Source organism: Limosilactobacillus caviae, assembly GCF_014635905.1.
Classification (GTDB): Bacteria; Bacillota; Bacilli; order Lactobacillales; family Lactobacillaceae; genus Limosilactobacillus; species Limosilactobacillus caviae.
Window position 1 is genome coordinate 277,534 of the sequence record NZ_BMDS01000001.1, and the last position, 26,110, is coordinate 303,643.

Below are 26,110 nucleotides of genomic sequence, written 5' to 3' on the forward strand. Positions count from 1 at the left end.
TCGCTTATACAAGGTACTCGCGGTTCGTTAAGCTCCAAGACCATCTTCATCTTAATCTCTTATATCACATCTCATCAACTGTGACTCTCTGTAATAAGATTTTAAGATTACTCATCTTTTTTAAGCTGTTTCTCATTTATTTGTCATTATAATACGCGGACAAAAGGTGTATGTCAAGCCAATTTTATAAAAAATTATCCTTGACATTTTATATCTAAGAGATTATATTAAATAAAAATTAAAAAATAATTATAAAACACGTTGAAAAGAAGAGTAATTATAAGCGGATTGGCAGAGAGTCCTTGGCTGATGAAAAAGGATAATCTGCTTATAACGAAAATCACTTTGAGTGCCATGATGAAACTAGTAATTAATGGTGGGATCAGCCCATTACAGCTGACGTGTTTAATGGCAACATTGAACATATGAGGCTAGTAACGTGAGTTATTGGCAAATAAAGGTGGTACCGCGCAAAAAGCGTCCTTAGATGTATTTGATCTAGGGACGCTTTTTTTATAGTCATAAAAAGGAGTAGATGATCATGAAATTTACAGTAGTTGGTGCCGGTGCAATGGGATTACGGTTTGGCGTTTTATTGCAAGAAGCAGGGAATGATGTTGATTTCGTTGAGGGCTGGTTGCCTCATTACAACAAGATGAAAGAACAAGGCGGAGTTTATGTAACGCGTGAACATAAAAATAGGCACCTTGTTCCGGTTAACGTTTATACGCCAGAAGAATACACTGCTACAGATGCAGATTTTGTTTTCTTTGAATTAAAGCAAATGCAGTTAGATGATATGTTAGAACGGTGCAAGCATTTCTTTAAAGATCAATATGTGATGACAGCAATGAATGGGATGGGGCATGTTGAAAAACTATTGAAATATTTCCCCAAAGAAAAGGTTGTTGCAGGAACAGCATTAGTTGCCACTATCCTTACGAAACCAGGAGAAGTTGAATTTGTTGGTGAACGTGGAATGGGAACAACTAATTGGGCTAATTATACAGAAAAGCCTGATGAAAAGACCCAGGAGTTAATGGCAGAACTAAAAAAGGCAAACTTTAATCCGTCACTTAAAGATGACTTTATGGGAACATTAATGGCAAAAGTGGTCTTTAATTCGGTTGTCAATACCCTTTGTACAATGTTTGAAATCACAATGGGTGAATATGCGGCATTTGAAAAAGCAGATGAATTATCCCGCCAATTAATCGATGAAGCCTATGACGTCTGTGAACGGGCAGGAGTTCAGTTAGTTAACACCCGTGCGGAAGAATTAGAGAGTGTTAACTATGTTTCTAAAGTTGGTTGTCCGCATCATTACCCATCGATGTATCAAGACATGAGTCACAATCGTCCTGTGGAAGTTGACTATATCAATGGTTACTTTGTTAAGCTTGGTCGTAAATATCATTATGAAGCTAAAACACATAATTTTGTGACGAATCTTGTCCACCTTGCAGAAACAACTCGGCAGAACCGAAGCGCAGAATAATATGTAAAATAAAAGGCTCCAGTATTCGGCAATCCCGAACTCTGGAACCTTGTTTTAATTACCAGGAATATCACTTTCGTCTTTGAAATTAAATTCATTAGCATGACGAAGCGAGTAACAGAAATAAACGATTAATCCTACTACCAACCATAGTAAGTATGTTAGCCAAGCATTAAGTGAAATACTTACTAATAAGACAATACAGATTAATACTGACAAAACTGGAATAACATTGCCAAATGGTACCTTAAATGGGCGTTTTAACTCTGGGTACCGATAACGTAAGATAATGACAATAAGAGAAATTAAGGCAAAGACAACTAGTGATCCAATATTAGCAATTAATGCAAGATAATGCAGGTCAAATTCACCAGCTAATATGGCAGAAAGCAGTCCGACTAACCAAATAGCACGGTTAGGACTTTGCGTTTTGTCGTTAACCTTAGCTAATCCTTGAGGTAAAAAGGCGCTCCGGCTCATTGACTTCATAATATTTGAACCAGCGTAAATAAAGGCAAAGACAACAGCCATGATCCCGAGGACAGCACCTATTGAAACAATTTCGGCAACATACTTATGGCCCTTTGATAGGAGGACATACGACATGGCTTCAGAAACGTTTAAATCTTTATAACTAATAACACCCGTCATAACAAGACTAACGAGGATATAAAGGGCGGTAGAAATAACCAAGCATAAGATTATTGCCCGGGGAATATTTTTATCAACGTCCTTAGCATCTTCAGCAGATGTAGCTAATGCATCAAAGCCTAGGAAGGAGAAGAAAACTGCAGATGCGCCAGTGAAAATTCCCTTGTATCCGTAAGGCAAAAATGGATGCCAATTAGCGGGATTAATATGTTGGGCACTGACAGCGATAAATAGAATAATAATAAAAATCTTAACACCAACTAAAAAGTTATTAACGAATTTACTTTCGCTAGTACCGCGCGTCAAAATAATTGTCATAAAAAGAATCATTAGGACGGCAGGGAGATTTACATAGCCACCTGCTGCCGGATTAACTAACAATTTATGCGGTAAGTTGATTCCAAGAACTTCTAAGAATGATTGTACGTATCCAGTCCACCCATTGGCAACTGTAGCGGTTGTAGTGACATAAACCCCAATAAGTGTCCATCCAGCAAGGAATGCCATGAACTTACCAATTGAAACCCATGCATAATAAAAGGCACTCCCTGAATTAGGCAAGCTAGTCGTTAATTCAGAATAACAAAGACCGATTAACCCACTGGCGAGCGCAGCAATCAGAAATGAAAAAACAATGGCGGGACCCGAATCTTCCGCGGCGACAATTCCAGTTAAAACTAAAATTCCGGTTCCGATAATTGCGCCAATGCCTAGAATAGAAAGGTCAAAAAGGCCGAGAGTCTTCTCGTGTTCTTTTCCCTTTGGTAACTGATTTTGCATGATTATGATTCCTTTCGATAAAATACAGAAAACTGAAACTTAATTTTACATTAAAAATTACTGTGAATCAAATTCTCCGCGCTGACTTAGTAAGATCTGGCTGCCTTTATAACGAGAATTGTAATACTTATAAAAATGTTTTTCCGATTTCTCTTGTAAAGTTGTTTATTAGTCACGATTTTATTTTAAAATAGATGGTGACTTTGAAAAGAAAGCAGATGAACTAATGAAGCAGCATAAGTTAATCGTTATTTCGCTAGATTCACTAGGTTTTCGCGACCTTAATGAATTACGCCAATTAACGCCAACATTAGCAAAGTTAATTAAACAAGGAACCTGGGTGAAAAAGGTTACGGGAATCTTTCCAACATTGACTTACCCGTCACATACTTCAATCATTACAGGACACTATCCTGCTGTTCACGGAATTATTAATAACACAAAACTACAACCGCGTCGCCAATCACCTGACTGGTTCTGGTATCGAAAAGACATCAAAGCAATGCCACTATATGATATTGCTCGTGAAAAAGGGTTAACGACTGCTGCGTTTTTGTGGCCTGTAACTGCTGGTAGTAAGATTAATTATAATCTTGCAGAAATTTTTCCTAATCGTATTTGGACTAATCAGGTATTGGTTTCGTTGAAAGCAAGTAGTCCGTTATTTCTTTATGAAATGAATAAGAAATATGGCAAGTTGCGGCATGGGATTAAGCAGCCATGGCTTGATGATTTCGTAACGGCATGTGCGGTTGATACAATTAAAAATAAACAGCCTGATTTAACATTGATTCATTTAGTTGATATGGATAGTATGCGTCATCGTTATGGGGTTCGGTCGATCCAAGCTAGGGAAGCCTTACAACGATTGGATAAGCGAGTGGCTAAGGTAATTCAGGCGACAAAAGATGCAAGTACATATGATCAAACAGATTTTGTTGTTCTCGGTGATCACTATCAGATTAATGTTGATACAATGATTCACTTAAACATGTTATTTGCTGACCACGGCCTGCTTCACCCCCTTGGCCACAAGAGTACCTATCGGGATAACTGGCAAGTTACTACTAAAACGTGTGATGGTGAAACCTACATCTATACGCGAGGTGCGGTTGATCGGGGTAAACTTAAGCAAATGATTGCCGGTGTTGAAGGAGTAGAGAAAATTTACGATAATGCAACGGCGATTAAACGTGGCGCAGATCCCCAATGTACATTTTTAGTTGAAGCTAAACCTGGATATTATTTTACTGATGAAGTAAACCGCCCCGCTATTGTTGAGCAGGTTAATCCTAAATCAATTGGAACCCCTGACCGTTATCGTGGTGTCCATGGTTATGGCCCTACACAAGCAGATTATTATACGACGGCGGTTTTTGCCGGTCCGCAAATTAAATGTGGCGCAACGGTTGAAAGTGCACAGTTAGTAGACGAAGGGCCAACGTTTGCCAAAATCTTGGGGTTACATTATCCAGCCCCGACTGCTGGACAGGTAATTAGCGCAGTCTTCAAGGAGTGAGGTGAGGTTGTGAAGTTTACAAAACAACAGTGGCAATGGATTCTTTATGATTGGGCAAATTCTGGTTATGGAATTTTAGTTGTGACAGCTGTCTTACCAGTTTATTTTAAAGCGGTAGCAGGCCAAGCTGGTGTTAAAGCAGCTGATTCGACTGCCTTATGGGGGTATGCAAATAGTTTTGGAACGCTTGTTATTTCGTTATTAGCACCATTATTAGGGGCATTGGCTGATTATCCTCATGCTAAGAAGCGCTGGCTTAATTTTTTTACATGGCTTGGTATTACCCTAACAATCGGGCTTACTCTTGTTCCGATTAAGCATTGGCAGTTACTTTTAGTTGTTTATATTGGTTCAATTATTGGTTATTCGGGTGGAAATTTATTTTATGATAGCTTTTTAACGGATGTTGCTAACAATGATCAGATGGACCGTGTTTCATCAACTGGCTATAGTATGGGTTACCTTGGCGGTGTCGTTGTTTTTATCATTTTCCTAGCTGCAGAATTAACGAATGGCTTTAATGGACTATTAACCAGCTATGGGGTAGCGCGATTTAGTTTTATTCTTGCCGCAATCTGGTGGATTATTTTTGGGTGGCCGTTGTTAAAAGATGGGTGCCAGCATTATAGTGTTGAAAATGCGCCTAATCCATTTATTGACAGTTTGCGACGCTTGCGGAAGACACTATATCACATTAATCAATATAAGCAGCTGACTTGGTTTTTGGTTGCATATTTCTTCTATATTGATGGGGTCGATACAATTTTTACAATGGCAACGGTGATTGGAAAAGATTTAGGTATTAAGACCGCGATGCTGATGGTAGTTTTGCTTGTAGTTCAATTAATTGCCGTACCATTTTCAATCTTATATGGGTGGCTTGCTGATAAATTTTCTACGCGGCAAATTATTATTTTAGGGATTGTAATCTATTTCTTTATCTGCATCTATGCCTTAAGACTACAAACTTTAACCGATTTTTGGATTTTAGCAATTTTGGTTGGAACTAGCCAAGGGGGATTGCAAGCATTAAGTCGTTCCTATTTTGGCCGTCTTGTTCCTAAAAATGATAGTAGCGAGTTCTTCGGCTTTTATAATATTCTTGGTAAATTTTCTGCCATTCTCGGACCGTTTATCGTGGGAATTGTCACTCAATGGACGGGAAAATCAACAGTTGGCGCGGCTTCACTAAGTATCTTATTTGCAATTGGATTTGTTATTTTTACGATCACATCATCAAAAGCAGCGAATGACTAAGTTGGTAAATACCATATTATAAAAAGGATCCCAGTATGAGAATACTGAGGTCCTTTTTATAGAATAAATAATACCGATTTAAGCCGGATCACCTACAGGAGTATTTGTTATTTCATCAGCAGACGAGTCTTCGTTGAGTTCAATTTGTAAACTCAAGACATCCTCACCAGCCTTAACTTTACGCCCGGCTTGACTAGTCAAAGTAATATTGTCGAATTTATCAGAATTGGTAATAGTTACGATGACAGTATCATCAAGACCTGCCTTTTTGATGGTTGGGTCCCAAAATTCAATTAATTCTTGACCCTTCTTAACTTGCTGACCTTCCTCAACATAGGATACAAAACCGGTACCTTTTAGCTTAACGGTACCAAGGCCAATGTGAATTAGCATTGCAACACCATTGTCACTAACTAAGCCAACTGCATGTCGTGTTGTAAAGACCTGCCGCACAGTAGCGTCAAATGGTGCGAGAACTCGACCGTCACTTGGTTTAATTGCAAAACCTTGACCAACAGCACCAGATGAGAATGTTTGATCATTGACATCACTAAGCTTAATTAATTCCCCGGAGATTGGTGTAGGGATGTTAACGGTCTTAGTTGGTGTATTTAAATCACCACTATTGAGTTTTTTGCCCCATGTTTTTTCAAGCTCAGCCACGATTTCCGCATGTTTTTCTTCACTTAAAATAACTTTTTTAGCAAACACGGTAATAGCAATTACAAGCAAAACTGCTGGCACCGCAAACATTAGAAGTTTAAAATTCATTCGTCCAGTTGCAGTAATCGTTGAAGCGGTGGCACCAGTAGTCATACCAGCGATAATGGCTACTTGACCGACTACACCATTAGCAACAGCGCCACCAAATTTGTCAATCAATGGACGAACAGAGAGAGCCAGTGACTCATCACGGTGCCCAAGTTTTAACTGTCCATATTCAACCGAATCAGTAATAATCATAAGAACAATTAAGAATACCATTGGTTGAGGAAAACCGAACATCGAAGCAGCAATTAAAACGAGTGCTAAGTTATCGCCAGCCACGGAGAAGAGGGCGATTCCGCAAAGCATAAAGACTACTAAACTAGTGAAAAAGGCTTTACGGCTGAGGTGCTTAGAGAATAGCGGGAAGAGTGAAGTGCCGATGATTCCCAGAAAAACGTTGATAGTAGAGAAAATTGAAAATGCCTTTGGTGCTCCCATAATGTAGGTGAAGTAGTAGACTTCGAGGGAGTTAATAATGTTAATTCCCACACAGTAAAAGAGGTAGGCGCAAGCAACCCACATCAGCTGATCATTACCGGAAAGAGCCTTAAAAATTCCAACAACACCAACTGTATCCTTCTTATTTTTCCGAATATCACTGTTAACTTCGCGTGTGAAAATTCCAACGCCCCAAGCTGAAAGCATTGCAAGTGAACAGATAATTAAGGCAAACATAAACCATCCGCGGTTGTCACCGGTACTAGTGTTAGTGGCAGAGAAGTAGATAACTGCTGGCATAACAATAATTCCGACCATTCCACCACCGATAGTCGAACCAACCCGGGCGAAAGTAGCTGTTTTTTCACGTTCTCGAGAATCAGTTGTTAAGGATGGCAGCATTGACCAGAAACCAACGTCCTTAAATGAATAGAAGATGTCCATAGTGATGTATAGGATTCCGAAAACAACGAGGTATGCAATGGCGTTCTTCTTATAAAGGCCGCCTAAATTGGTGAAAAGCAAGAGAAGAATAATAGCAGAAACCGTCCCGCCAATAACAACCCATGGACGGAAGTGACCCCACCGTGTCTTAGTACGGTCAATTGCATTTCCAATAAAGGGATCGATAAATAATTCAACAAACCGCAAAAGCATAATGATTAAGGTAACGATACTAATCATCTTATTATCTAAAGCTTTGTTACCGGTATCGAATAAGTGCGATGTGATAAACATAATTAGGTATCCGCATAGCAGACCGTAAAAAGAGTCATTCCCAAAAGCTCCAAAGCTGTAAGCAAGGCGCTCACGCATGGTCATTTTAGTTTTTCCCTCAGTACCCATAATTTTTCCTTCTTTCTCTGAATAGCAATAAAAGTTTATGTATTCGCTTTCATTAACTGCTATTATATTTGCTAAGCGTTTGTCAAACCATGGACTTCTTTACCTAGTTTTTGTTATTATCGTTATAAAACATATTGACATCTTATGGTTTCAGAATGCTTGAAATTAATGATTTTTATTTTGTAAGTAAAAACAAATATCCATCTGAAATGTCATAAAGTATTGGAGAAGAAAATGGATAGTGAATATAAAAGTATTTCGTGGAAAAGTTTAGAAAGTAATATTCTATTTATTGGTCAGGATGATTGTCCACCAAATTATTTTTATCGTGGTAACAATGTTCGGCAAAATTACGTTATTCATTACATTCAAGAAGGTAAGGGAAGCTTTTCTTCAGCCAACCACAATACGGTTAGCTTACAGGCAGGAGATGTATTTATTTTACCCAAAGGAGTTCCGTGTTTTTATCAGGCTGATGGTGAAGACCCATGGAAATATTTTTGGATTGGTTTCTCGGGTACAAAAATAAACACGATGTTAAAGGGATCAACATTGGCAAAGAAACGCTACCTACGACAGGTTCAGCAGAGTAGTTTTTACGCCAGTTTACGAAAACTCTATGATGCGTTACGTGCTCCGAGTTCATTGCCCAATGATATTCTTGTCGAATCATTGACTTACCAAATGTTTTATAATTTGGTGACAGAATATCCAAATAAGCGGGAAAAGGATAGCAGTGAGGCTAATAAACAAATGCAGCTTGCCATTTATTATCTCCAGGAAAACTATCGGAATAGTGACTGTACGATTACCAGCTTATGCCATCATATTAATATTTCACGTAGCTACCTTTATACGATATTTAAACGGGAAATGAACCTGTCCCCGCAGAAATATCTATCGCAATTGCGGATGGAGGATGCTAAACAATTACTGTTGAATTCAAATAACCCGATCCAGGATATTGCTCACCGGGTCGGGTATAAGGACGAATTTACGTTTTCAAAAGCATTTAAGCGTTACGATGGGTTTAGTCCGCAAATGTTTCGTAACAATATTAGAAAAAATTAAAGGAAGGATACCGGTGATCAAGGATGATTACCACGTTACCCTTCCTTATTTTATAATTACTTGCGAACGTTAAGAATTCCCTGGCCGATACCAGCAGGTGTATCATTCTTAGTTTCAAATGAAAGACCGCTAGTGTGACGGCTTTCTGTAGCTTTGTTCATTGCCTTAAATAAATCGTTCATAGTTGACATTATCCATACCTCCAAAATAAGTGATTTTGTTTTTAGAATAATTAGTTGTTAATTTAGTAGCTCAAAAGCGAGCATTTATTACTATAAAGCCTTTAGGGAACAGTGTCAATCACTAATTTTAGGCTGTCCAAAAATTCACGAATAGGTAGAAAACGGTTTATTAGTGGTGGTTGAGGCAATGATAATTTTTTCACGTTTAAAAAATTTAAAACAAAAAAATGGCTTTCACAAAGTGATTTAAGCCATTTTTTGTTAATTAGTTTTCGCGGGAGTAGGATGCAATATCACCAAGAATTTCGTTCATAAATGCATCTTGGCTCATTTCGTTTTGATCCTTTTCACCATACTTACGTACAGAAACACCGTTATTATTCTTTTCATCATCACCAACAACAAGAGTGTATGGAACCTTTTGTGTTTGAGCTTCACGAATCTTGTAACCCATCTTTTCATTACGGTGATCAACAACAGCACGAATATTAGCGGCCTTCATCTTCTTAGCGAGGTTATCAGCATATTCGCCATGAGCATCTTCGTTAACTGGAATGATGTGAACCTGTTCTGGAGATAGCCAAGTAGGGAAAGCACCCTTGTAAATTTCAGTTAGGTAGGCAATGAATCGTTCCATAGTACCAACAACACCACGGTGAATCATAACAGGCTGGTGTTCTTTACCATCTTGACCTACATAAGTAAGGCCAAAACGTTCTGGAAGCATGAAGTCCAATTGAATAGTGGACATTGTTTCATCATTACCGAGGGCAGTCTTAGTTTGAATATCAAGCTTTGGACCATAGAATGCAGCTTCACCTTCTGCTTCGTAGTAATCAAGGTTAAGGTCGTCCATGGCTGACTTCAACATGGATTGAGACTTCTCCCACATTTCGTCATTAGCGTAGTACTTCTTAACGTTCTTAGGGTCACGGAGAGAAAGACGGAAACTGTAATCAGTAATATCGAAATCTTCGTAAACACTCATGATTAACTTCAAAATCTTAGCGAATTCAGAACGAATTTGATCAAGGGTAACAAAAGTATGACCATCGTTTAAAGTCATTTCACGAACCCGTTGAAGACCAGAAAGGGCACCAGATTTTTCATAACGGTGCATCATTCCAAGTTCGGCAATCCGCAATGGTAGGTCACGGTAAGAACGGATATGGTGCTTGTAAATTTGAATATGGCTTGGGCAGTTCATTGGCCGTAATTCAAGCATTTCACCGTCACCCATGTCCATAGGTGGGAACATGTCGTCGCGATAGTGTTCCCAGTGACCAGAAGTCTTGTAGGCATCAAGGTTCATCAATACTGGAGTGTAAACGTGTTTGTAACCATCGGCAACTTCTCGGTCAATGATGTAACGTTCAATTGTCCGCCGAATAGTAGAACCCTTCGGCATCCAGTATGGTAATCCGGCACCAACCTTTGGATCAACGAAAAAGAGGTCTAATTGATTACCGATAACCCGGTGATCACGTTCCTTAGCTTCTTGGCGCTTCTTTAAATCTTCTTCTAATGCATCCTTCTTGTAGAAGACAGTTCCGTAAATCCGTTGGAGCATTGGATTTGAGGACATTCCTTTCCAGTACGCACCGGCAACGGAAAGAAGGCGGAAGTTTTTAACAACGTTACCATATAAAAGAATATCATCATCGGCAACGGCTTTGACATCACCGAGTTGATACATTGCAACTTTGCCGTCTTTAGCGTTTTCTTTGATTAATTCAGTAGAAAAACGATCATCTTTAACCTCGGCAAGGGCGTCGTCAACGGGAACTTCAACAAATTCAACCTTAACGTCATCCTTAGCCATACCCTTAATAACATCTTCAAGAGCAGTTAATTCATCAGCGGAAACTTGTTGGTCATCCTTGTCAGAATCAACATGGAAACCATCTTCATCAGCAACAGCTTCTCCAAGGCGAATACCCTTAAATTCTTGCTTTAATGCAGCCTTTAGCATTAATGCTGAAAGCTTACGTAATGCTTCTAAACCTTCTTGAGAATCCCGATCAATCTTTTTAACTGATCCATCTGGGGACATAACAGCAACTTGAGCCATATCAATCTCTCCTTTAATATAAATAAAAACGTCCCTGATGCCTTATCTAAAAAGCATCAGGGACGTTAATTAACAATAATTAGCGTGGTTCCACCCATCTTTAGGACACACTAGTAATGTCCTCTCTAAGGTGCGGTAACGGACACGATCCGACTAGCCTTATGTCGGCTAATAATAAGGGAAGGTGGTACAACAGTCATTATCACTCACAAGTGCTTCCACTCTAGGCACTCGCTCTCTGTAGAGGATGTTGAAAGTGCATATCCTTCAATCAATTGTCTTGATTATAGCACGCCCACTTCAATTGGCAACCCCTTATATTAAATTAATGGTTATTATTTTGTGGTGTAACAGGAGTTGCCTGCGAACTATTTTGGCTTGGGCTGGATTGTGAACCAGAGTTAGAGGATGGTTGCTGATTGCTTGAATGTGATGGTGAAGGAGAACTATAAGTATCCTGGTCATGATGACTTTCAGATGCTGGTTGGCTTGGTTGAGGAGCCGATGATGATCCAGCAGTAGGTTGTTGACTAGTTGAATGGTTATTTTGTGAATTGTTGTTATTATTTGAATGTGATGGTGATGGAGAACTATAAGAATCCTGAATATCATCGCTATCGTTAGTGTTATTAGAACTAGAACGGTGTTTATGACTGCTGCTCTTTTTATGCTTCTTCTTATGAGAGGATGTACTGGTTGAAACAGTAGTGTCATTAGAATCAACATTAACGGGGTCCTGTTGTTTAACAAGGAAAATAACAATTGTAGCAATTAGAACTACTAGTAGGCAGCCGAGAATGACTTTAAACATCCGTCGGGAAATGCCGTATCGATTCTTTTTCTTTGTGCCTGTTTTTTGCGGGGACGTAGATGTGTGCTTAGAACTTGGCATAGGTTGCTTTGACTTGCGGCTGAAGAAAGACCGCTTTTTCTTTTCTTCTCCTGGCTTAGGAGTATCATAAAGCTCAACCCGCGTTGGTCGACGTTTATTATCATTTTGATTATTATCTTTATTATTCAATGATTTCACCTCATACTTAATGAGTAATATATCTAATTTCTTATTATACCATGGAGATCCTCGAAGAATTAAAAAATGGTCGACTCATTACGGGCCGACCACTTTTCGTATTTCTTCATAGCTATTTTGAGGGGGATAGTATAGAAGAAAAATAGGGGTTTATTTATATTAGGGATTGTCTATACTATACCGTTCAAGTATGAACATTTTGTGAAAGAACCGTTACAAAAATAAAAAAACTGGAAATAAATTCCAGCTTTTATTTTAATCTTCAGTTGCTGAGTCTTTCATTTGGGCCTCGCGTTGACCAAATCCTTTGCCTTCAGCAGCAAAGCGTTTGTCACCCTTATAAAGTTCAACACATGTCCAGATTAAGAGGGCAAGGATGATAATGATAGTAGTGTAAGCAAGGATGTCAGAGGTTCCCTTTGACCAAATATCAAAACCTTCGTAAGTTGCAGGAAGGTTATAAAGGTTTAGGAAAGTAAGAGCAATTACTGAAATCCAACCACAGAACTTAACCCAGCCACGGTTCTTGAATTCACTCATTTCAACCTCACTGTTTGTCATCATCAGTAATGGCAACATTGAGAATGGAAGGGCAAAGGCTAAGAAGACCTGTGAGTTTTCCATCAAAAGGTTTAATGCAGTGTGTTGTTGAATCGTATTTTCACCACTAGTCATGGCAACACATGCAATAACCGGGATAACAGAAATAATCCGAGTAACTAACCGTCGAGCCCATAGTGGCATCCGCATATGGATGAACCCTTCCATGATAACCTGACCAGTTAATGTCCCGGTAATAGTTGAGTTTTGACCGGAAGCAAGTAAGGCAACAGCGAATAAGGTTGATAGGACACCAGACTTAGCAACGGCAATCAAAACCGGGTTACTAAGCATCGACGTATTATTCAAAGCATCATACAGACCGAAGAAAGAACTATCTTGAACAGCACCAGTCTTGAATACCGCAACCCCCATGATTAAAAGAAGGGAATTAACGATGAAGGCAAGGGATAACTGAATGTTTGAATCCCAAGTGGTAAAACGAACTGTTTGACGGATACTATCAAGATCGTTATGGTCAATTTTACGAGTCTGAGAAATTGCTGAGTGAAGGTATAAGTTGTGGGGCATAACAGTAGCACCAATAATACCTAATGTCCCAGTCAATGGAGTAATTCCACCAATTTCTGGATGTTGAGCGATTGCTTTTGCAGATGGGAGAAGACCCATAAATACTCCGCCCCAGTTAGGGTTGGATAATGCTACTTGGTAAGCGAAAACGAATAAGATTACCAGAATTAAACAAGCAACAATTGCTTCGATTTTCCGGAACCCAATCTTTGTCAATAATAGCAATACTAAAACGTCAAGGACAGTAATAAATACAGATGGGATCAACGGAATATGGAAAAGCAAGTTTAACGCGATGGCCGCACCAATAACTTCCGCAATATCAGTAGCCATAATTGCTAACTCAGTCATAATCCATAAAATAATACCTAATGCTTTACCGGTACGTGCCCGTGTTGCCTGAGCAAGGTCCATTTGGCTCACGATTCCGAGTTTAGCCGCCATGTATTGAAGTAACATCGCAATCAAACTTGAAATCAAGATAGTAGTCATTAAGGTATATTGGAAACTTTGTCCACCAGTAATTGAAGTTGACCAGTTACCTGGATCCATGTAACCCACGGCAACCAGTGCACCCGGACCGGAGTAAGCGAATAATGTTCGCCAGAAACCTTTTCCACGAGGAACTTCAACTGTTCCGTTAATTTCCTCTAGTGATTTACCGTTTGCATATTCAATCAGTTTATGCTTACGGTGTTGATTTTTTGTGTCGTCCACGCCAAATCCACCTTTCGTTTGATTTTTGTTAATTAGACTGGAAATCATAATTAACTTAGTTAGAATACTTTGTTAGGGTAACATAAAAAAATATATCCCGCAATGGAAAATCGCCGTTATATCAGCTTCCTGGAGTAGATTGAGGAACGGTTGGGGATAAACTTTGGCGTGCCTAATAGGAGTTAACCGCTTACAAGGAAAATTGATAAAAATTTAAAAATATTAGTGATGTTCTTTATACATTTATAGTAGGAATTTTTCTTTGAGGATAAGGAAACAAAAACCGGGCAAATTGATGATAGCTTTGTGAAATTAAATTGAGTATAAAAAGAAAAGGTAAAACCATTTATGATTAGGTGAAAAAGTTAGTGAAGAAAAAAATCTTAAAAATTTTACATTTTTATTTAAATGCTTTTATACCAATGTTTATAGCCTTTTTAGTTTGTGAAGTTTAACGTTTTAGTATGATTAAAAGAATGTGAGCTAATTGCTGGACGTTTGACAATTAAGGCGTTTTCACACTATACTAGCACTTGACAAATGATTGAATTCACAAGAGAGGTATTTTAATATGAAGGCACTTGTTTTAACAGGCAAAAAGCAACTTGAAATTGAAGATATTAAAGAACCTGAAATTAAGCCTGATGAAGTCTTAATTCATACTGCCTACGCTGGTATTTGTGGTACCGATAAGGCGCTCTATGCTGGTCTTCCAGGATCCGCATCTGCTGTTCCTCCTATTGTTTTAGGTCACGAAAACTCAGGTGTAGTTACAAAGGTTGGTTCAGAAGTTACTAACGTTAAGCCAGGTGATCGAGTAACTGTTGACCCTAACATCTACTGTGGTCAATGTAAGTATTGCCGGACTCAACGCCCAGAATTATGTGAACATCTTGATGCTGTTGGTGTTACCCGTAACGGTGGTTTTGAAGAATACTTCACTGCCCCTGCAAAGGTTGTTTACCCAATTCCTGATGATGTTTCATTAAAGGCAGCAGCAGTTGTTGAACCAATTTCATGTGCAATGCACGGTGTTGACTTGCTTGAAACTCACCCATACCAAAAGGCTTTAGTATTAGGTGATGGTTTTGAAGGTCAATTATTCGCTCAAATTTTAAAGGCTCGTGGTATTCACGAAGTTACTTTAGCTGGTCGTTCAGACGAAAAGTTGGAAAATAACCGTAAGCACTTTGGCGTTAAAACTATTAACACTACAAAAGAAGAAATCCCTGCTGACGCATATGACATCGTTGTTGAAGCTGTTGGTTTACCAGCTACTCAAGAACAAGCACTTGCAGCTGCGGCTCGTGGTGCTCAAGTATTAATGTTTGGTGTTGGTAACCCTGATGACAAGTTCTCAGTAAACACTTACGATGTATTCCAAAAGCAACTTACGATCCAAGGGGCTTTCATTAACCCTTACACCTTTGAAGATTCAATTGCACTTCTTTCTTCTGGTGTTGTTGATCCATTACCACTCTTCTCCCATGAATTAGATCTTGATGGTGTTGAAGACTTTGTTAGCGGTAAGTTAGGTAAGGTTTCAAAAGCTGTTGTTAAGGTTGGCGGCGAAGAAGCTTAATTTAACTAAAATTGACACAACATAATAGCTGTAAAAAAATCCAAGAATTGACTGTTTAGCCGATTCTTGGATTTTTCTTTTTAACGCATCATTTTATATTTAAGTAAGTATTGATGACCAGCTGTTAAATCGTATTGAACAAGTTGGTAGTCATGCCAAAGTTGCTTTTGCTTAGCGTCAAAACTGGCATAATCTGCTTTTTCTCCATGTTGATTAATGAATTCCGGCGCGGAGTTATAAGAATTAGTTCCATTAGTTTGGGTATTGACAGTATATGCTGGTAATTGCTGATAAAGCTGGGTAAGAAGTGCTTGGTAAGGGGTAACCTTTGAGTTGGTTTGTTAGGCTGTCATGGCGATAAAATCATTGGGCCCGACGTAATGGTTATGTTTTGTGAGATTCTTTGCCCCCAGCCTTTGTGCCGCTGGATTGGAGTAAATAAAATAGTCCGTTTCATGAAGCTTGAGGCCATCCTTTTTCATGCTATTACGGTAGATGCCCGGAAGGTGGTCGCCATAAAAGACAAGAGTAATAGGACGGTCAATATTATCAATTTCCTTAATAAACTTTGCTACCGCTTGATCAGTATAATGAATCCCCATTGCATAATTTTCAACTTGAGCTGCAATCGTACCATTTGCCGGCACTGTGGCTTTATAGTGACTGATGTGATGATAAAGGTGATTGTAAGGCAAGTGGTTTTGCATAGTAATCAAGTTAATGAATTGTCCCTGAGGATGGCGGGATAACTGATTTAAGGTATTATCATAGGCGGTTTCATCAGATAAATATGAATTGGCACCGATTTTCTTTTGATGAATAATTGGTGCTTTTTTGTTACCGAGATAAAAGAACTTATTAAAACCAAACTTAGGATAGTCAATTCCACGATCGTAAAACTTACTTGAGTAGGGATGAATAGCAATGGCGTAGTTAAAACTTTGAATGATTGACGGATTATGACGTAAATATGGAACGAGTTGTGTATATGGGGTAGAGAGGGTTTGGGCAAAATTACACATTGCAAATCCGGTTAAAGCCATGTATTCTATGTTAGCCGTACCCCCGCCATAGCCTGAACTGAGCATAATTCCTGATGTTGTGCGCTTTTTTATTTTTTCTATATTTGGAATGGGATTGTTTTTTAGCTTAACGCCAGGAACACGGTTGGGATTAGCAAAACTCTCACTAAGATTAAAAATGATTGTTTGGTTTTTAAGCTCATTAGTACGATGGCGATTAATTTGATTAGCGACCGTAGTATATCGCTTGCTGATTTGCTTCATTTCACTGGCCGAATAATCAGCTGGCTTGTTCATAATCGTAATATCAATATTATTTAAAAATTGAACAAGCGGCCCGTTTCGCAACGTACCGGCTGATTGGTGAATAAAGTGAGGAATATCTCCCCATCCGCGCACGAAGGTATTAATTCGGGAGTGAGGCTGATTCCAGAAGAAAGAACTCCCAAAGATACAAAGCGGAATGATAAGCCATGTTAACCGTTGCCGAAGTGTTAAATGCGGGCCCTTAATCTTGCGTTCTAGGATAATCATTAAAATAACTAGGCTAATGATTATTAGCAGACTAACAATAATTAACTGGGAGCTGACCATCTTCAAGAGGGCGGGAATATTGCTAATCATTGTAGTTTCAGAAGGAAGAATTGATTCATTTCTGAATGCCATTTTCTGCATGTTGGCAATAATCCAAATAAAGTTAAGAATAACAGTTAAGAAAAGCGAAGCCCAGTAACGATTACAGATGCCTTGGATAAATTTGAAAATGCAAAAAATCAAAAAGGTATTAACCCATAGCATTGACTGTTTAACGAAAACAGAAGGGCGTCCCATTAAATAAATTGAACAAAGCGCAAGCCCATATGAACAGCCAAAAGCTAGAATATTTGCCCACCTAGACCAGAGCCAATTTTCAACTCGTTGAGCAAGGATTACAGTTTGCTGGTCAAGGGGCATAGCAGGGTCGGTCGTCCAAAATTGAGCGAGTCGTTTATTTAGGGCGTAACGATATTGCAGGTGATTAAAAATTGGCGGCAGAATAAATGCAAAAAGAAGGATCCAAATAAACCATCCGGTAATGAATAACAACTGTTTCCATAAAAGCGATGAGCGATTTGCATAGCGTACTGCAATATTAAGACTAACTGGATTTTGGATAAGCAATGCGATCGTTAGTAAAAAGTAAATGCGATAATGCAGGTTATTGAAAAATACTTGCCAGTTATGATGAAGAAGCAGATAAAAGCCTAGTGCAGTTGCAACCATTGTGAATGAAGCCGGAGTAGTAAAACGATTAGCAGTTTCTAGAGTTCCTCTTGTAAAGAAGGAAGCATCCGGCATAATGCTAACCAAATAACTATTAACGATTAAGAAGCTCAACGTCCATTTCAAAACGATGGCTTTCTTTAATTTAAGTTCAGTTGCGGCGATCCCTAAACTCATAATAAGAAGATAGTAGGTTACCGACTCACCTTTTAAGAGACCAAATGAATCATGGTTAAAGAAGGTAACAATTGCCAAGATAGTAAAAACTGCTGTACTCCAGCTAAGAGGAGCACGCAAAATAACAGGTTTGATCAGCGGGAGAACAAGAGAACCGATGATAATTGCACCGGCAAGTGGGACGGTATTACCTGCTAGCGGAAGAATTGCATGATAGAAGTCATGGTAAATAAAGCGATTAAAACGCAGCCATACAACGCCGAGGGTCAGTAACAAGATGCCGACCGTGTATAGCCAATACTTAATTGTGGTAGGCAATAACGGCTTTGTATTTCGACCAAGCTGGTTACCGATTATCAGTACCGCTACTATATTCCCGAAAATAGTAAGACTATGGCTTAATTGAATAAGCATCATTTGCGAATTGAGATGGTTAAAGTTAAGGTATGGCAGTTCTGGTGACCATATGACCATGTTAACTGCCCATAGCCAACTAACCCCTAACAGTGACCATGAGAGATAATGGATATTTCTTTTTATCAATAAAAGCACCCCTAAATGTAATTAAGCTAATTAAAGTATAACGCTAAATATAATTTAATGATTTCTTTGTTGACACGGTGTCACTTTGATGATAGTGTTTAAACTACAATTAATAGTGACACGGTGTCATTGAGAATTGGAGGAATAAAAGTGCCAAGTGTAACGTTTGAAAATTTGAATTTACAGAAAAAAGAAGTTATTACGGCTGCCTTATTAGCAGAATTTAGTCACCATAGCCTTGCAAGTGCGCAGGTTGCACGAATTGTAAAACAAGCGGGGATTGCGCGCGGAGCATTTTATAAGTACTTTACGGACTTAACCGAAGCGTACACGTACCTTTATCAAGTTGCAATCCAAGAGATTCATACACCAATTACCCGTTCGAACCACATGTTAGCAGCTAGTGAGTATATTAATCAGATTAAGTCTTTTGTAGATGAGATTAATGGAAGTAAGTATCGTGATTTTATGCGATTACACTTTCAAACAAATGAAGGACTGCTAAGGGATGATACAAATCCGCAAATTAAAACACATAATGCCCGTGAATGGAGTGTAATGGTTTTGAGCCATGAGACAATTAAGGATTGTCTTCTTCAGCCCGATAAGCAAGCTGAGGCGATTGAAAGGCTATCTAAAGTACTGACTGCTTTATTGCAGTAGGAGGCAAAATATGTTTTTAGCATTAAAAGAAATGAAACATGAGAAACTACACTATGGATTAATTATTGCAATGATTGTTCTGATAAGTTATCTAATGTTTTTCTTGATGGGAATGATGTTAGGACTGCAAAACGAAAACGATGCAGCGATTAAAGAATGGGGAACGGAGACTGTTTTCTTAAATAAAAATAGTAATGATAATCTTAGTCAATCGTTGATTACCCGTGACCAGCTTCCAACTAAAGAACAGGGAAATACTGCTCTTGTTGGACAGGCACCGGTTGTCGTAAAGACAAAGGGCGCCAGTAAAGAAAGCACGCAGTTTATTGGCTTAGATTCATCACAATTTATTTCCCGGGAAAAGATTAAGGTTACAAGTGGTCATAAAGTAAATAAAAGCAATGAGATCGTTGTTGATGAGAGCTTGAAAAAAGATGGCTATCATTTAGGGGATAAAGTAACGATTAATTCCCAAAATGAAAAATATAAAATTGTTGGATTTGTGAATGATGCAAAGCTGAGTGTTGCGCCGGTTGTGTACGGTGACATATCTGTTTGGCGGGCATTACGTGGATTAAACAGCGAGGCGGTTGCCAGCGGGATATTCTCGGACCACAATCTTAGCAAGGGTGTTTATCCGAAATTGCAGCATTATACTGCTAAAGAATACATTAACAAGCTGCCAGGATATTCAGCTCAAAATAATACTTTTACCTTTATGATTGGCTTCCTAATGGTAATTTCGTTAATTGTTATTGCAGTCTTCTTGTATATCTTAACAATGCAAAAAATCAGTCATTATGCTGTAATGCGTGCTCAAGGGATACCAGCTCGCCACCTAGTTTTAGCAACGATTACCCAATCGATAATTCTGATGATTAGTGGAGTTCTTGGTGGAATCTTGTTAACGTTTGTTACTAAACTAGTTGTTCCGATGAGCGTTCCGGTTATTATGAATTGGCCGATAATTGCTTTAATGGCGGTCGGGTTGATTGTACTAGGAATGTTAGGATCACTTTTACCGGTCCGAATGATTGTTAAGATCGATCCAGCCCGAGCATTGAATTAAGGAGGTAATAGTTATGGCAATGATGGAATTACAAAATGTTAATAAATATTACGGTCAAGGGATTGGTCGTGTTCATGTCCTTAAAGATGTTAATTTTAAAGCAAATGCTGGCGAGATGAATCTTATTCTTGGCCCGTCCGGATCAGGGAAAAGTACGTTTTTAACGATTGCAGGTGGCTTACAAACACCGACAACTGGGAAGGTTCTAATTGACGGCTTGGATCTTCTGCACCTATCTCCTAAGCAGCGGGACGAGTTAAGACTTAAAAAAATCGGTTTTATTCTCCAATCCTATAATCTGTTACCATATTTAAACATTGCAGACCAATTTAAGTTGGTGGATCGAATTAAGAAGGAAGGGAATATTTCGCAAAAAGCATTTGAAAACTTATTACTGAAACTTGATATAAAAAACCTACTAAAGCAGTATCCGGCTGAACTTTCGGGTGGTCAGAATCAGCGGGTTGCCATTGCCCGAGCATTATATACTGATCCGCAAATAATTCTGGCTGATGAGCCTACTGCGGCACTTGATAGTAACTTAGTAAAAACAGTTGGTCAATTATTTCAAGATATGGCAAAGAATGAAGGAAAGGCCGTAATTGTTGTTACTCATGATTTGCGATTAAGAAAGTATGCAGATCATATATATGAATTAGCAGATGGTCAGCTTACAGAACGCGGGAAAGTATCCCCGGCAATAGTCTAAATAATAGTAAAGGATTAATAAAGCTTCTTGTTACTTGGCACTATTCCTGTTATAGTTAGATAACTAACTATTTACGAATGATAAAAGGAGGACAAGATGGCTTTTTTAGAACTGAAAAATATTCATAAATCATATTATTTAGATAAAGAAGAATTCCCAGTACTTAAGGGAATAAACCTTCAATTTAACCGGGGAGAATTTGTGTCAATTCTCGGTGAATCCGGTGGCGGTAAGTCGACATTAATGAATATTATTGGTGGACTTGACCGTAATTTTGAAGGTGAAGTTTTAGTAAATGGCAAGCTGCTTGATCATAAGAAAGAGAAGCAGCTTGATAGTTATCGACGAGCAACGGTTGGTTATATCTATCAGTCTTATAACTTGATTTCGCATTTGACAGTTCTTGATAACGTTTTAGTAGCCCTTGATATGACTACTTTAACGAAAGAAGAGCGAAAAAAGCGGGCATTGACGCTTCTCGATAAGGTTGGGTTAAGCGAGCAAGTAAAAAAGCATCCTAATCACTTATCAGGGGGGCAAAAGCAACGGGTTGCAATTGCGCGGGCTTTAGCTAGTGATCCGCAAATCATTATCGCCGATGAACCGACCGGAGCTCTTGACTCTCAAAATACAAAAGAAGTTTTAGCATTATTAGATGAGATTGCCCGTGATGGTAAATTAGTAATTGCAGTTACTCATTCGCAAGAAGTAGCCGATAACGGGACGCGAATTGTTCATTTGGTGGACGGAAAGATTGATGGTGATACTCGATTGCATCCCGCCTATCCAATTCCTGATGACCCTACTAAGATAACGCCGCGTGTTCTACCGGCAATGGCAAGCTACCGGACCGCATTTAAACATTTTATATATAATTTTTGGCGGAACTCATTAATTATGTTAGGGACCGCAATCGGTATTTTTGCTGTGCTGCTATTTAGCGGGTTAGGAAACGGAATAAATGGGTATATCCAAAATCAAATAAACTCATTAGCAAATCCGCAAGCCGTCACGGTATTTAAAAATCCTACCGGTAAAAAAATGACACAAGAGCAGATTCAATCGTCACTAGGACGAACGATGGTAACAGATCCGCAGTCGATGACGTTGAGTGATCATAATTTGAAGCGGCTTAGTAAAATTAAAAATGTTTCGTCAGTTGAACCGGGAATAACAGTAAGCGCCTATCAGGCAACGTATAACGGAAATAAGCAAAGCGGGACATCGCTACAAACGTGGAGCAAATCTGTAACTAGCAGTTCGATAAAACAGGGACATAAACCGAAAAATGGAGAAATTGTCCTCGCCAAACAGCAGGCTATCCAACTCTCCAGTGCGAAGAATTATAAGAAAATGATCGGTAAAACTATCGATGTTTCGTTTAATTGGGTTGATAAGAATAATAACCCGGTTCCTGTTCAAGGCAGGTTTAAGGTTTCAGGAATTTCAGAGGGTGCAAGCAGTGTGACTGCTATTACCTATGCAACAATGGTGGAACATCTAACTAAAGCCAATGCGTCAACGGCAGCGAACTTTGCAACTGTTAATGTAAATAATTTAGATAACGTGCAAGATGTAGCTGCTAAGATTGATAATCTTCGTGACACTAACAATAAACGTGTGATGGGGGCAATTACTGTTGGGTCAATTTTGAAGACAGTTAATACTTATGTCAGCCTTGCTTCAACTGTCCTCGCTGCAATAGCTGGTATTTCATTACTTGTTTCCGCGTTAATGATTATCGTGACAATGTATATGTCAGTGTCAGAGCGAACAAAGGAAATTGGAATATTGCGAGCACTTGGTGAACGGAAAAAAGATATTCGCCGCTTATTTACGTCTGAGTCGGTCTTTATCGGATTCTTTTCCGCGATATTGGCATTGGTAATTGTCGCAATTGTGGCATTGCTTCTCAACCATGCTTTATATGGTTTAATCAAATATAATATTGTTCAGATTACGGTTGGTAATGTTATTTTCGCGATTGTGATTGCAATTGTGATTTCGTTTGTTGCTGCATTACTACCGGCACGACGAGCTGCCAACTTAAATCCAATTGATGCCCTAGCAGCAGACTAATAAAAAGTATCAGTTTTCAATTCTTTTGAAAATTGATACTTTTTATTTTAAAAAATATTTTAGGTATGCCAAAAGATAGTGTATAATTATCATTGGAGGTGTTAAAAGTGACAACAGTTTATGTTCACAATAATAATCAATCACAAACAGTTGCTTGTTCTGATGGTTCGCAAGGAGTAATGCGAATCAGTAATGTTGATGTTGCACCGCGGTATAATTTTAAGTTTTATAGTCATGCTCATCTAGGCTTTTGGCTGGATAAAGAGCAATTTCATAATGGCAAGTCGCTTATTGTAAAAGGCGTTTTAGAAAATGAGCGATTTAAGATTCAATTTATAGATTAACGAAAAAGACGTTTAGAAGTCATTACTAAGTTTGCCTTAGCATGAGTTCTAAACGCCTTTCTTTTATAGCAATTGGGGGATCCCAATTAATATTCACTAAATTAGATAATTTTTTCAGCATGACTTAAAACATCAGCGATTAGGGTCATTACCTGTGGATCTTCCAGATGATAGATGACGGTCTTTCCTTCTCGCCGTTGTTGAACTAAATTATATTTTCGCAATAGTTGCAGTTGGTGGGAAACCCCCGATTGTTCCCAGTTCAACTTCATACTAATTTCAGAAACGCTCATTGAATGTTGAATAAGCAAATATAATAGTTGTAATCTTTTGGGATTACCCAATAGCTTAAATAGTTGGCTGATCTTATTAACGTTTGGAATATCAGTCGTTCGACGGTTTACCACAATAAATACCACTTACTTTCTATAAACTCCCTAAATATTAGTTCGTGAATATTAACAATAAACTGCTTACTCTTATTCTAAAACATAAAATATTTTTTTTAAAACAAAAAAGCAAAAAGCATAGATTTTCTTATACCTTTTGCTTTATATAATATAAATGGATTATCGGTAGTTTTATAGTGCTAAGTGTTGTCCTACAAAAATAGTATATGGACTTTGTAAGTTATTCTTAGCAGCAATTGCCCGCCAATTTAAGCCATGGTAAGCAGCAATCTTAGATAATGAATCGCCGCTTTGCACAACGTAGCTTCCATGGTTAGCCGTTGAATAATTATTATTTGAACGAACGCGAACCGTTGAGTTTGTTGTACCGTTAACTTGTAATTGTTGACCAACGCGAATCAAGTTTGGATTTTCGATATGGTTGGCTGAAGCTAAAGCAGCTGTTGTAGTGTTGAACCGTACAGCAATATCAGAAAGGGTATCGCCACGTTGAATGGTGTAAGTACCGTGATTAGTCGTGGTGTTACTGCTTGTTTGATGTGCGGTTGAAGCAACGTTACTGCTTTGGCTTGAAGCTGATTGATGAATAGTTAATACTTGACCAACCCGGATCAAATTAGGATTGCTAATGTGATTAACTTGTGCTAGGTGAGTGTAGGTAGTATTAAACTTATTTGCAATACCAGAAAGAGTATCCCCGTTTTGAACAGTGTATGTATTGGTATTGCTGTTAGTATTTGTAGATTCGGCTTGCTTAGCAGGTGCAGTTGTTGAAGTCTGTTGGGTTGCAGCAGGCTGACGAACTAAGAGCCGTTGACCAACATAAATTCGGTTTACATTATGGATATCATTTAATGAAGCTAACTTATTAACCGTTGTGCTAAATTCACCAGCAATGCGTGATAAAGTATCACCGCTCTTAACAGTATAATAACCTGTATTTGAGGAAACATTCACATTCGTTTCTGGATTTTGAGCACTGTTTGTTTGCTTGTTTGTAACAACCTTACCAGAAAGAGCAACTGCGTCTAATTGGTTTAAATTGTAAGTTTGAACAAAGCGAATTAAGGTACTAGCGTAACTTGGGTCAGTAGCATAACCATCTTGGCGTAATTTTCTGGCAACAGAAGCATAATCTGTATCACCGAGTAAGTTACTGTAACGCCGGTTTACATTAAGAAATCGACCGTGGTCTGCAACTGATTCGGAGTTATTAGCATATGCACGGAAATTAGCGTTAACATAAACACTTCGACCACCGTAAACTTCACGCGTTCTCATAGTAACAGAATTACCATTGTATGAACCCTTGATACCAAAGAGGTTATGTGCCTGCGTAGATAAAGCAGAGCGTCCCCAGCCACTTTCAACAATGGCCTGTGCAACAGTTACAGAAGGAAGAACCTTGTATTCATTCCATCCTTGAATTGCACCGGGAGCCACACTTTGAATGAATGCTTGTTGAGAAGCATTGTTGCTGAAGTGAAGGCTGCTAAGGTCGGTAGTTGCATTTTCTTGAGCAGCACTAGTTGCTTGTGGGGCAGCAGGGGCAACTTGTTTTTGTACGCTTACTGCAGATGAGGCAGGAGCAGTGCTGGCAACGGCGCTGGAAGCTTGGGCAGCGCTAGCAGCAGAACTCGTTGCAGATGATGCACTGACAGCGTTAGCACTACTTTGAACAGCGCTTGAAGCACTTGTGCTATCAGCGCTGCTTTGTTGCGTAGTAGCAGCAACCGGCTGGTTATTTGAAACCGGAGCATTGTCAGCGGCATGAGCAACAGCACCGGTAGTGGTTATTAAAGTAACAGCAGTTAAACCAGCAAACATCCATTTTTTTCCACTCTTGTACATTTTAAAATGTGTTGCTGGATCTGTATTTGATTGATGATTCATTGGCAGAGACTCCTTATGTTATATATTAAAGATCTTAAACATAATATTTAAAAGTGGCTTATTAATCATTTCATAAATTAAAATGATAGCAAAAAGTAAAAAAGTTTAAGAAGTTCTAAAGATTTCAACTACTAATAACCTAGCATTAATTTTTCCAAGCGTCAATCAAATTTGGGTGAGAGAAAAGCGGTATATCCTTTAAAACCGCTATTTAAATCGTATAAAATCAATAATTACCATCTTCACAAGAACTACTTTATCGATTGAAAAACATTTTAAAACAAATGATAGAATAAACATATGTAATTATAGTATTACTGGCAGAATGTATAGTATAAGTTTAGAAATAATCATCGATTGTTCAAATTTAGTAAGCTATAATAAAGTAACTTAAATT

Annotated in this window: 19 protein-coding genes and 2 other annotated features (1 of these 21 cut by a window edge); of the genes, 10 read left to right on the top strand and 9 right to left on the bottom strand. The window is 38.6% G+C overall.

What is annotated here, in order from left to right:
• Nucleotides 1-132: a binding site (T-box leader), on the bottom strand; it reaches 132 nt to the left of the window's first position.
• A 120-nt stretch (nucleotides 133-252) separates the two neighbouring features.
• Nucleotides 253-488 (top strand) — a binding site (T-box leader).
• A 53-nt stretch (nucleotides 489-541) separates the two neighbouring features.
• Nucleotides 542-1,498 carry a ketopantoate reductase family protein gene (locus tag IEU90_RS01090; RefSeq protein WP_153709326.1) on the top strand — a complete coding sequence of 319 codons (957 nt, stop codon included), beginning with the start codon at nucleotides 542-544 and terminating at the stop codon, nucleotides 1,496-1,498.
• Between the two features lie 54 nt (nucleotides 1,499-1,552).
• On the opposite strand, the gene IEU90_RS01095 is transcribed toward IEU90_RS01090, so the two are convergent.
• Nucleotides 1,553-2,929: an APC family permease gene (locus IEU90_RS01095; protein ID WP_153709325.1), complete on the bottom strand. Its 1,377-nt coding sequence runs from the start codon at nucleotides 2,927-2,929 to the stop codon at nucleotides 1,553-1,555.
• A gap of 226 nt (nucleotides 2,930-3,155) precedes the next feature.
• On the opposite strand from IEU90_RS01095, the gene IEU90_RS01100 reads away from it, so the two are divergent.
• Together IEU90_RS01100 and IEU90_RS01105 are read left to right on the top strand one after the other, a co-directional pair.
• A complete protein-coding gene (locus IEU90_RS01100; protein ID WP_188357606.1) occupies nucleotides 3,156-4,448 on the top strand; it encodes an alkaline phosphatase family protein in 1,293 nt (430 codons plus the stop codon).
• 9 nt (nucleotides 4,449-4,457) lie between these two features.
• Complete coding sequence (locus IEU90_RS01105) at nucleotides 4,458-5,705, top strand: MFS transporter (protein ID WP_188357607.1); 1,248 nt, start codon at nucleotides 4,458-4,460, stop codon at nucleotides 5,703-5,705.
• 78 nt (nucleotides 5,706-5,783) lie between these two features.
• Here IEU90_RS01105 and IEU90_RS01110 read toward each other — a convergent pair whose 3' ends face one another.
• Complete coding sequence (locus IEU90_RS01110) at nucleotides 5,784-7,757, bottom strand: sugar MFS transporter (RefSeq protein ID WP_153709323.1); 1,974 nt, start codon at nucleotides 7,755-7,757, stop codon at nucleotides 5,784-5,786.
• 234 nt (nucleotides 7,758-7,991) lie between these two features.
• Here IEU90_RS01110 and IEU90_RS01115 point away from each other — a divergent pair, with 234 nt between their 5' ends.
• On the top strand, nucleotides 7,992-8,828 hold the full coding sequence (locus tag IEU90_RS01115) for an AraC family transcriptional regulator (protein WP_153709322.1): 837 nt from the start codon (nucleotides 7,992-7,994) through the stop codon (nucleotides 8,826-8,828).
• A gap of 56 nt (nucleotides 8,829-8,884) precedes the next feature.
• Here the strand turns inward: IEU90_RS01115 and IEU90_RS11400 are convergent, their stop codons facing one another.
• The 4 genes from IEU90_RS11400 to IEU90_RS01130 all read right to left on the bottom strand — a co-directional run bounded on the left by IEU90_RS11400 (nucleotide 8,885) and on the right by IEU90_RS01130 (nucleotide 14,007).
• Nucleotides 8,885-9,019 (bottom strand): hypothetical protein, encoded by a 135-nt coding sequence (locus IEU90_RS11400; RefSeq protein ID WP_259395117.1) that lies wholly within the window; start codon nucleotides 9,017-9,019, stop codon nucleotides 8,885-8,887.
• A gap of 256 nt (nucleotides 9,020-9,275) precedes the next feature.
• Nucleotides 9,276-11,081, bottom strand: a complete 1,806-nt coding sequence (gene thrS / locus IEU90_RS01120; protein WP_153709321.1) for a threonine--tRNA ligase — start codon at nucleotides 11,079-11,081, stop codon at nucleotides 9,276-9,278.
• Nucleotides 11,082-11,406: 325 nt separating this feature from the next.
• Nucleotides 11,407-12,102, bottom strand: a complete 696-nt coding sequence (locus IEU90_RS01125) for a hypothetical protein (RefSeq protein ID WP_188357608.1) — start codon at nucleotides 12,100-12,102, stop codon at nucleotides 11,407-11,409.
• Nucleotides 12,103-12,366: 264 nt separating this feature from the next.
• A complete protein-coding gene (locus IEU90_RS01130; protein WP_188357609.1) occupies nucleotides 12,367-14,007 on the bottom strand; it encodes an Nramp family divalent metal transporter in 1,641 nt (546 codons plus the stop codon).
• Nucleotides 14,008-14,530: 523 nt separating this feature from the next.
• Here IEU90_RS01130 and IEU90_RS01135 point away from each other — a divergent pair.
• Nucleotides 14,531-15,541, top strand: a complete 1,011-nt coding sequence (locus IEU90_RS01135) for a zinc-dependent alcohol dehydrogenase family protein (protein ID WP_003665087.1) — start codon at nucleotides 14,531-14,533, stop codon at nucleotides 15,539-15,541.
• A gap of 341 nt (nucleotides 15,542-15,882) precedes the next feature.
• Here IEU90_RS01135 and IEU90_RS01140 read toward each other — a convergent pair whose 3' ends face one another.
• Entirely contained in the window at nucleotides 15,883-18,546 is a 2,664-nt protein-coding gene (locus IEU90_RS01140) for an LTA synthase family protein (protein WP_188357610.1), read from the bottom strand.
• Nucleotides 18,547-18,696: 150 nt separating this feature from the next.
• Here IEU90_RS01140 and IEU90_RS01145 point away from each other — a divergent pair, with 150 nt between their 5' ends.
• From IEU90_RS01145 to IEU90_RS01165, 5 genes are all read left to right on the top strand, one after another.
• Nucleotides 18,697-19,209: a TetR/AcrR family transcriptional regulator gene (locus tag IEU90_RS01145; RefSeq protein ID WP_188357611.1), complete on the top strand. Its 513-nt coding sequence runs from the start codon at nucleotides 18,697-18,699 to the stop codon at nucleotides 19,207-19,209.
• Nucleotides 19,210-19,219: 10 nt separating this feature from the next.
• Nucleotides 19,220-20,278: an ABC transporter permease gene (locus tag IEU90_RS01150; RefSeq protein ID WP_153709316.1), complete on the top strand. Its 1,059-nt coding sequence runs from the start codon at nucleotides 19,220-19,222 to the stop codon at nucleotides 20,276-20,278.
• Nucleotides 20,279-20,291: 13 nt separating this feature from the next.
• Complete coding sequence (locus IEU90_RS01155; protein ID WP_153709315.1) at nucleotides 20,292-20,987, top strand: ABC transporter ATP-binding protein; 696 nt, start codon at nucleotides 20,292-20,294, stop codon at nucleotides 20,985-20,987.
• A 96-nt stretch (nucleotides 20,988-21,083) separates the two neighbouring features.
• On the top strand, nucleotides 21,084-23,066 hold the full coding sequence (locus tag IEU90_RS01160) for an ABC transporter ATP-binding protein/permease (protein ID WP_153709314.1): 1,983 nt from the start codon (nucleotides 21,084-21,086) through the stop codon (nucleotides 23,064-23,066).
• 107 nt (nucleotides 23,067-23,173) lie between these two features.
• A complete protein-coding gene (locus IEU90_RS01165) occupies nucleotides 23,174-23,410 on the top strand; it encodes a hypothetical protein (RefSeq protein WP_188357612.1) in 237 nt (78 codons plus the stop codon).
• A gap of 101 nt (nucleotides 23,411-23,511) precedes the next feature.
• Here the strand turns inward: IEU90_RS01165 and IEU90_RS01170 are convergent, their stop codons facing one another.
• Nucleotides 23,512-23,829 (bottom strand): ArsR/SmtB family transcription factor, encoded by a 318-nt coding sequence (locus IEU90_RS01170; RefSeq protein WP_076460125.1) that lies wholly within the window; start codon nucleotides 23,827-23,829, stop codon nucleotides 23,512-23,514.
• 162 nt (nucleotides 23,830-23,991) lie between these two features.
• On the bottom strand, nucleotides 23,992-25,713 hold the full coding sequence (locus tag IEU90_RS01175; protein ID WP_153709312.1) for a LysM peptidoglycan-binding domain-containing protein: 1,722 nt from the start codon (nucleotides 25,711-25,713) through the stop codon (nucleotides 23,992-23,994).
• Nucleotides 25,714-26,110: the final 397 nt, after the last annotated feature.

Bases quoted from the DNA above. Each gene is read 5' to 3' on its own strand.
- IEU90_RS01175 (WP_153709312.1), bottom strand. From the start codon at position 25,713: ATGAATCATCAATCAAATACAGATCCAGCAACACATTTTAAAATGTAC.
- IEU90_RS01150 (WP_153709316.1), top strand. From the start codon at position 19,220: ATGTTTTTAGCATTAAAAGAAATGAAACATGAGAAACTACACTATGGA.
- IEU90_RS01100 (WP_188357606.1), top strand. From the start codon at position 3,156: ATGAAGCAGCATAAGTTAATCGTTATTTCGCTAGATTCACTAGGTTTT.
- IEU90_RS01110 (WP_153709323.1), bottom strand. From the start codon at position 7,757: ATGGGTACTGAGGGAAAAACTAAAATGACCATGCGTGAGCGCCTTGCT.
- thrS (WP_153709321.1), bottom strand. From the start codon at position 11,081: ATGGCTCAAGTTGCTGTTATGTCCCCAGATGGATCAGTTAAAAAGATT.
- IEU90_RS01155 (WP_153709315.1), top strand. From the start codon at position 20,292: ATGGCAATGATGGAATTACAAAATGTTAATAAATATTACGGTCAAGGG.
- IEU90_RS01130 (WP_188357609.1), bottom strand. From the start codon at position 14,007: ATGATTTCCAGTCTAATTAACAAAAATCAAACGAAAGGTGGATTTGGC.
- IEU90_RS01160 (WP_153709314.1), top strand. From the start codon at position 21,084: ATGGCTTTTTTAGAACTGAAAAATATTCATAAATCATATTATTTAGAT.
- IEU90_RS01115 (WP_153709322.1), top strand. From the start codon at position 7,992: ATGGATAGTGAATATAAAAGTATTTCGTGGAAAAGTTTAGAAAGTAAT.
- IEU90_RS01135 (WP_003665087.1), top strand. From the start codon at position 14,531: ATGAAGGCACTTGTTTTAACAGGCAAAAAGCAACTTGAAATTGAAGAT.
- IEU90_RS01095 (WP_153709325.1), bottom strand. From the start codon at position 2,929: ATGCAAAATCAGTTACCAAAGGGAAAAGAACACGAGAAGACTCTCGGC.
- IEU90_RS01090 (WP_153709326.1), top strand. From the start codon at position 542: ATGAAATTTACAGTAGTTGGTGCCGGTGCAATGGGATTACGGTTTGGC.
- IEU90_RS11400 (WP_259395117.1), bottom strand. From the start codon at position 9,019: ATGTCAACTATGAACGATTTATTTAAGGCAATGAACAAAGCTACAGAA.